This window comes from Mesorhizobium sp. M1217, from assembly GCF_040318275.1.
In the GTDB taxonomy this organism is placed as follows: domain Bacteria; phylum Pseudomonadota; class Alphaproteobacteria; order Rhizobiales; family Rhizobiaceae; genus Mesorhizobium.
The window spans coordinates 1-7,178 of record NZ_JAMYMA010000044.1 but is presented as its reverse complement, the minus strand read 5'-3'; the positions used below and the strand labels follow the sequence as shown (position 1 = coordinate 7,178).

At 56.6% G+C, this 7,178-nt stretch carries 6 protein-coding genes; 5 read left to right on the top strand and 1 reads right to left on the bottom strand.

The window, feature by feature from the left end:
* Window positions 1-232 precede the first annotated feature (232 nt).
* The gene (locus tag NKH37_RS33760; protein ID WP_352811478.1) at window positions 233-520 is read right to left on the bottom strand and encodes a hypothetical protein; all 288 of its coding nucleotides are present in this window, start codon (window positions 518-520) and stop codon (window positions 233-235) included.
* Between NKH37_RS33760 and NKH37_RS33755 the strand changes: the two genes are divergently transcribed.
* The 5 genes from NKH37_RS33755 to NKH37_RS33735 all read left to right on the top strand — a co-directional run bounded on the left by NKH37_RS33755 (window position 519) and on the right by NKH37_RS33735 (window position 6,676).
* A complete protein-coding gene (locus tag NKH37_RS33755) occupies window positions 519-1,058 on the top strand; it encodes an SET domain-containing protein-lysine N-methyltransferase (RefSeq protein ID WP_352811476.1) in 540 nt (179 codons plus the stop codon). The genes NKH37_RS33760 and NKH37_RS33755 overlap by 2 nt on opposite strands.
* Window positions 1,059-1,672: 614 nt before the next feature.
* The gene (locus NKH37_RS33750) at window positions 1,673-2,842 is read left to right on the top strand and encodes a TlpA disulfide reductase family protein (RefSeq protein WP_353042549.1); all 1,170 of its coding nucleotides are present in this window, start codon (window positions 1,673-1,675) and stop codon (window positions 2,840-2,842) included.
* A gap of 1,330 nt (window positions 2,843-4,172) precedes the next feature.
* Window positions 4,173-4,403: a hypothetical protein gene (locus NKH37_RS33745; protein ID WP_352811471.1), complete on the top strand. Its 231-nt coding sequence runs from the start codon at window positions 4,173-4,175 to the stop codon at window positions 4,401-4,403.
* Window positions 4,400-5,128, top strand: a complete 729-nt coding sequence (locus NKH37_RS33740) for an SDR family NAD(P)-dependent oxidoreductase (protein ID WP_352811468.1) — start codon at window positions 4,400-4,402, stop codon at window positions 5,126-5,128. The genes NKH37_RS33745 and NKH37_RS33740 overlap by 4 nt, the downstream gene beginning before the upstream one ends.
* A 321-nt stretch (window positions 5,129-5,449) precedes the next feature.
* Window positions 5,450-6,676 carry an ATP-grasp domain-containing protein gene (locus NKH37_RS33735; protein WP_353042546.1) on the top strand — a complete coding sequence of 409 codons (1,227 nt, stop codon included), beginning with the start codon at window positions 5,450-5,452 and terminating at the stop codon, window positions 6,674-6,676.
* Window positions 6,677-7,178: the final 502 nt, after the last annotated feature.

The window sequence follows — 7,178 nt, the reverse complement described above, 5'->3', positions numbered from 1 at the left end:
GGTTCCGATCTCGTTGATCAATCCCGATGGCGCCGTCAGCCCGCCATCGTGAAACAGCCGGAAAACTCCACCTTCCGGCGGTCCAAAGAATGGTATCGGATCAGAAACGGTCGAGACTCTAATCGCTGCTGGATGACAGTTCAGTGGCAGGTCAGCAACTGGAATGAGTAAGACCGACGTCCCTGCGGCGGACTTCCTGTCAAATCGCCCCCACGTCTTCGCACTCCACGGCCTAGCAGGCTTCTCCAGCAACGCTATGCAAATTTGATGTCACGTTTGCGGATCCGCTAAACACGCCTGGTTTAGCCGTTCTCTTGTTTGCCTCAGATAATGACCGAAAGGCATCACGAAATTTCGAAATTTCTTCTTCGGCTCGATCCGTCAAATTGGCACGAATTTTGAGGGTCATGTTGCCAGGAGCGGGCGCCAGCGGCGACGCTCCAGAAAACAGAGGTGTATCCTCTGCAAAATTTAAGAATCCCTCAGCAGAAACTAGCCTTGGATGGAAAGAATAGGTCATGCCGAATAACCACCTAAACAAAAGCCTGTCCATTTTGACCGATGATATCGCCTGCGCAAAGCAGCTCAATGCCCGTAACGTAAGAATCCTCAGCACGGGTGGCGATAGAGGGCGCGGGGTATTCGCCGCTCGCGATTTCCTGCCGGGGGAAATTGTTATCACCGGGCTAATTGAACGCATGGAGAGGACACGAACGACGAATTCGTTTCAATTGGACTGGAATGTCCACGCTCTCTTTCAGGAGCCCGCTGTCGTTGTGAATCATTCTTGTGATCCAAACTTAGCGATTGTGCCCAATCGCTTCGGGGCCTACGACTTTGTTGCTGTTCAGGATATCTCTTCTGGCGCCGAAGTGACGTGGAACTACGCGACATCGGAATTCGAGTGCGTCGGAGTATCGGTATGTCTGTGTTCATCGAGAAATTGCCAGGGTTCAGCCGGAGGCTTCTCCGCGTTGCCTCGTGATCATCCTATGCTCGTGTCCGGATTCTACGCACCATACCTCAAGAAAACCCGGGGCACCTTCCAAGCGAGATAGGGCTGCTTCCAACGTTGGTGGATTCATAGCAGCACCTGGAAGGGTGCAACACCCGAGTGGACGGTGTCCATCATTTGCTTGTGGTGTTGACTGAAAGGACGCGGAGGATTCGTGAATGCATCGATTTGAACGGTTCGCCGTCTGACTGAATCCGATCCATCCATGAAGGGCGGTGGAGGGCCCAAACGTGAAGCAGTGCCGCGTCAAAACCTCGTTGCCGCTTTTCACGCCGCGAGCCCTGGACAGGACATAAGAGCATTCAGGTGCTGCTGGGCCATCGCAGTCGGAGGGCGACGACTCTATATGCCCAGACCGACAGCGGCTTGCAAATGTCGGGTGCAAAACAAACACTGGCAAAAATGTCAGCTTCATTACATCCGTCCCTCTTGGGGCACATGGATGTTTTTCAGGGTAATTGCGCAGTCACTGGGCGTTCAGCACGCTGGCACGGCTTTTGCTAAATTGAAGTGCAGCAAAACTGATTGACGGCTGACGGCATCGAAGCCCGCAGGACGAGTGATGCCCCTCCCTTTTCGTCGGCCCCCGTGCCCCGTCTCTCAGGGAACAGCTTGCCCCTTAAGACGCGCAACTTTGGCGTGGCGTTGGAGAGAAATATGGTATTGCAGATGGAGTCGCCGGCTCCTTCAATCAAAGTGGAGACTTGGCTCCGCGGCGAGCCCATCTCACACTTCCAGCCCAGCAAAGTGTACATCGTCGAATTTTGGGCGACTGGGAGCGAACTATGTGCGGCGGCGATTCGCCATCTGATACAGTTGCAGGAAAAGTTTAGAGATAGCGGACTCGAGGTCGTCGGAGTCGCGGCTCATGAACGCGCCTCATCGGCCGTCAAGGCGCGAGCCAAGCTGGACGCGTGGTTCACCGAAAAGTGCTCGGATCTGAATTTTCCGATCGCGTTCGACCACACAGGCGAAATGAAAAAGCTTTGGATGGAAGCCAGCTCTTCTGTCAGAGTTCCGACCTCGTTCGTGATCGACCTAGACGGCCGTATCGCCTTTATTGGTCACCCGACGGAACTTGATGAGATCTTGCCGAAAGTGCTCAACGGCAGTTGGTGCACCAGCGACGCAGCGAAAGCCCCCGACTCGAAGCGGATCGCCGATAGAGAACTCACAGCACGCGAACAAGCGTTGAACAAGTCAATCAATAAGAGATTTTGGGCGGCAGTGAGGAAAGAGGACTGGAAGACGGCACTCTCGGCAGTCGAACAGGGCACCGCCTTGATGGAGGGCGATATCACTTTCCGCCTTGCTCATGCGCATCTATTGCTTCACAGGATGCATGACATGCGGACCGGGTTGCCTGTCATACGCAAATTGGTTCGCGACGCGATCGGCAGAAACTCCGAGAATTGGCTGCTGGCAACATTAGACCTACTCTTCGGTCCGGCGCATGACCACTCGCACTTTCCTTCTCATGATCGCTTCGCGCTCGGCAAAGAGCTCGTCGAGCATATCCTGGCACTCAATCCACCGCAAGGCGACGGCCACAAGTTCCGGGCTTATCCGGCGGTCGCTCGATACTATCACGAGAGCGGCAACCAAAATCGCGCGATCGAATTAGTCGAGATGGCACTGAAGTCGCTGGACCGTCCGGAGCCTATCGTGGACGAGTTGAAACAATACCTTCTACCAAGTTTGCTTCAGGCCCTGGCCAACTACAAGGGTAAGAAGGTTTGTTACGACGCTTTCTGTGCAACTCCGCAACACATTTTGCCGAAAGTGCCAAACCGTGGCCGCCCGAGGAGAAAACATAGAAAGGATTGATAGCCGGAATGGCTTACCGGCCAATTCGCTCATTTCCCTGCTGTGGCGCGCAGCAACTAGGGGCCCATCGCTTGCGGCAGGTTCAAAAACTTGCCATGACCTTAACAATCGGCTCGAGCACCTGCGCGATGCCGCTCTCAAGCGCCGGCCAAGCGCCTTGGAGCCGGCTCGATGCCGACATCCTGCTCCTCGACAAATGCATTCTCCACTCCGTGTCCACTCCATTGCGGCCGATCCTGCTAAAGCGACCGCCTGCTGCTTTCCACGCCCAGTGTCTGCTCGGTCCTGAGCGCCACGCGCTCAGCGCCGGCCCTTCATAGCGCCGTTTTCGCCGCGTTCCGCCAGCGCCCGCGCGCCAACGGCAAGCAGGCAAAGGTGGTCATTGCGCGACGCGAAAGCTCATCACGAACCTCGACGAGGTTTTGCGGACTAACAAGTCTTGGCACTCAGCATCGTCATGAAAGCACGGTTGCTTACCTGCCTATCGGCTGAGCCGTGGTTTTCCCTGCGTTGCAATCGCTGCGCCCCAAGTCGATGGCCTTGTGGGTTTTTCCAGTCCGACTCAACGACAAAAAACGCCCCACTTCGAAAGCCTCAAAGCGCCGAGCGCCGAGACAAACTGTCGGTTTTGTCGACTCGGTGACGCTGTGGCGTTTGGCTGCAGCTGACGCACTCTCATCTAAGGCTTTGAATAATATATAGAAGTTCTTGTGACGTCCTTGATGCCCAGTTGGCATGACTTTTGAGTGTTCCTAATAGCAGGCAGCAGGAACTGCCGACGTCGGTGGCCGAAAGCGCTCAGCGCATTTGCCGGCACTTGACCAGAGGAAGCCTCATGGACCAGACGATGACTTTTGCGGCAAATGGCGAAACTCGGGCGCCCGACGCGAAGAGGCCGGACAATGAATCGCCTGGTTCGCTCTACCGGTTGATACACTGGCTGTTTGCCGGCGTCTTTCTTGAACGAAATGAATTGTTGTGTGCGTGCTATGACCAGCAAGCTTCGCCTCTCGTTTGGGCGTTACGCCAAGCCTTCTTCCGACGTAGGCGGTGCACGTGCCGGAACATGCCATCGCAATGCTGGACGAAACCGATTCCCAGTCCGGCACCAATCTACACCATCTTTTTGCGCGACGTTTTTGGAACCTTAGCCAGATCGTGCTGGGAGGGTTCAGGAACCCAACTGAGAAGAGGTTTCAGCGCAGATGCTCACGGTACAACTCAAATTGACTTTGGAAGTCGAGTGGCCGCGCCAGACCGGCCTCATGCGATGTGCGCATGGCCGTCAGATCAGCCCACCCATCCGTCGGCTCTGATTGAGAAACTTGTCTTGACTATCGGGTGTCTCACGCTGCAGGCGGTCGGCTACAAAGTGTCGGCCCGGGAGGCAGAAGTGCCACTGTTCATCCTGCGTTCGCTCAGGAGGATGCCCAAGGCAGTCGTCGCATCGCCGACCCGGTGGATGGGTCTCGATCATGCGCGAGAAGGTATCTGGGTCAACCCGGCTTCCCCAGCGCGCGGCGCGCTTGTCGAGGTGAACGGCGAAACGGCGGTCGCATGAGGCGCTTTGCCAGGAAAGTCGCCCTGGTGACTGGGGCCAGCAGCGGCATTGGGGCGGCAATCGCCGACAGGCTCGCCAGCGAGGGTGTCAGGGTCTTTGCGGTTCAGCTTGAGGAGACCGGTCATCTAGAAACCACAGTCGCTGACCTTTGCGATCCCACCGTTCCGGAGTTGGTCATTGATCATGTCATTGAACAAGCCGGCCGACTCGACATCCTCGTCAACAACGCGGGGCGTATGGTTGAAGCGAGGGTAGATGAAATGGAGCTGCACGAATGGCGACGCACAATGGCGCTCAACCTTGATGCTCCTTTCCTGCTGATCCGTCAGGCAATGCCTCACCTTCGCAAAAGCCGCGGCGCCATCGTTAATATCGGCTCGATAGAAGGATTGGCTTCTAACCCCGGGCACGCTGCCTATTGTGCATCAAAGGCAGGGCTGCATGGCCTGACGCGTGCCGTGGCAGTCGACGGCGGGCCGGAGGGGGTGCGTTGCAATAGCGTGGCTCCTGGCTGGATCGATACGGATTTCAACGTCAAGTTCATCGACGCTTTGCCCGAGCAGGCGCGAGGGAGGCTGGGTGCCATTCATCCATTGGGTCGAACCGGCCGTGTTGAGGAAGTCGCGGCTATGGTCGCATGGATCGCCTCAGATGAGGCTTCATTCGTCACCGGCCAGATTTTCGTCGTGGACGGTGGCCGCACGGCCAAGCTAAGTCTCCCATGAAGGGGGTAAGTCGTCTTCCGACTCGGGCTGGCCGCGTGGAACGCCATTCTTCCGCCGGATGATGAGGAGCGCCCGAATTCTGAGGGCAGCCTCGCTACCATCGGCGGATCACCGGCGCCGGCTTCGCAGAACTGAGGGCTGCGCCATAGAAGGGGTACGCAGTGTTCGAGCGCCTTGGCGACATATTTGTTCAGCAGCGCCTGCAGGCCGTCGACGCTGAGCTTGCCGCCATGCCTCACCGCGAGGTCTGAGATCCGAGCACGGATGCCTGCTTGCGCTCGTGGCCGCCGCAACATCACACAACGTCGGAGTCCATAGCCCGTGAGAAGAAAAGCGCTCATACTTGTTGAAGGTCATAGGGGTAATGGTCCGCTCCACATTCAAGCGGCTCGGCGTCTCGGTCTCCATCCAATTACCCTGGCGGCAGATCCCGCTCAGTACGAATATCTTGGGGCGGAAAGCGTTGACGCTATTCCTATCGATACAGGCAATATCGATGCGCTGATCCGCGAATGCTACCGGCTGCGTATAACCTACGACATTGCTGGAATTACCGCATTTGCGGGCGACGACGTGTCAGTTTCCGCGACAGTTGGTAAGCTCTGCCGGCACTTCGGTCTACCGGGACCGAACCCTGTGTCGATTGAACAATGCTGCGACAAATTCGTTCAACGTCAGCTTCTCTCGGAGGCTGGCGTTTCAGTACCTGCGTATCACATGGCAGCAAATGCGATGGAGGTGGAAAGATTTGCGAATGCCATCGGACTGCCGGTGGTCGTCAAGGGCAGCGGAAGCACCGGCGCTAAATTGTGCAGAAATGTCGATGATTTAGCGGCACATTCGGCCATTCTATTGAGTATAAATCACATAACGCGTCCTTCGCGGCGGATACTAGTCGAAGAATTCACACAAGGTTCCCACTTTAGCATTAACATGATGGGAAATGAGGTGATTGGAATTGCTGCCCTTGACTTCTGTCAAGCACCGGATCTCATCTGTCGCGAGTGCACCTATCCGGCTGTGCTGACTGAAAACGAGCATGATAGTATTGCCGATGTTTCGCTGAATTGTTTGCGGGCACTCGGCCTTGGCTGGGGACCAACGACCATTGAACTCGGGTTGACGAAGCGTGGTCCAGTTGTGATTGGGGTCAGCCCGCATCTTCCAGGTTCGCCCGCTCCTGAATTGGTTCAGCTGGTTTACGGCGTGGATCTCGTGACCGAGCACATCAAACTTGTGACTGGTGCCCAAAGGAGCTTGCGCAGAGGCCCCACGAAGACTGCGGCCGCACGGTTCCTGGTTCCTGATCTCGATGGCACCCTCGATTGGATCGATGGGGACAGTCGGGCGGCTGCTGTCTCGGGCATCGCCGAGGTCGAGTTGTATATCGAACCCAAGACGCGAGTCCCCAGGAAAGGCGGTCATCGAGAATGCATCGGACATGTCATCGCCGTTTCGTCCAATCATGCTCAGACCCAGACGACACTTCAGCGTGCCGCAGATTTAATCCATTGGTCGATCACACCACATTCGGACCTTGGTGAATAGGAGCACCCTGCGCTCTTCCTGGTGCCTTGGCTCGCAAGAATCTGGATCGGGACTAATACTGCGCTGGGAATAAGGCTGGCACCCAGCCCCAAGCCAACGGCGTCAGGATGTTGTGTTCGTCAACTTCTTCTAAACGGACGGCAGTGAAGCTTGGTCGCGGCGCAGCCCATACGGAGCTTCTTTGGTAGCGCAGATCGTCCATGTTGGTGTAGCGGTTTGCGTCCATACAGTTTTCGTTGTCCTCGAAGGCGCGGACCAACGCGTCCAGATGCGCTGGTTCAGGTCGGCCAGTCTGGTCTCTACCGTCTGGTAGCGGCCTTCGGGGGCCAGCAGCGAGTACAGATGTTCGGCATCATCGGCTTTGATTGCCGCGCAGATCTGGTCGAGATTGGGATAGCCTGCACCTTTGGGCTCATAGTGCTTCCTCCTCATCGAGATGAGGATTGCCGGATTTGGCGTAGAACACCAACACGGGTCCGAGATCAAAGCGCATCCCGGGCGC

Excerpts from the sequence above, each read along its gene's own strand:
- NKH37_RS33750 (WP_353042549.1), top strand. The coding sequence starts at position 1,673 with ATGGTATTGCAGATGGAGTCGCCGGCTCCTTCAATCAAAGTGGAGACT.
- NKH37_RS33760 (WP_352811478.1), bottom strand. The coding sequence starts at position 520 with ATGACCTATTCTTTCCATCCAAGGCTAGTTTCTGCTGAGGGATTCTTA.
- NKH37_RS33740 (WP_352811468.1), top strand. The coding sequence starts at position 4,400 with ATGAGGCGCTTTGCCAGGAAAGTCGCCCTGGTGACTGGGGCCAGCAGC.
- NKH37_RS33755 (WP_352811476.1), top strand. The coding sequence starts at position 519 with ATGCCGAATAACCACCTAAACAAAAGCCTGTCCATTTTGACCGATGAT.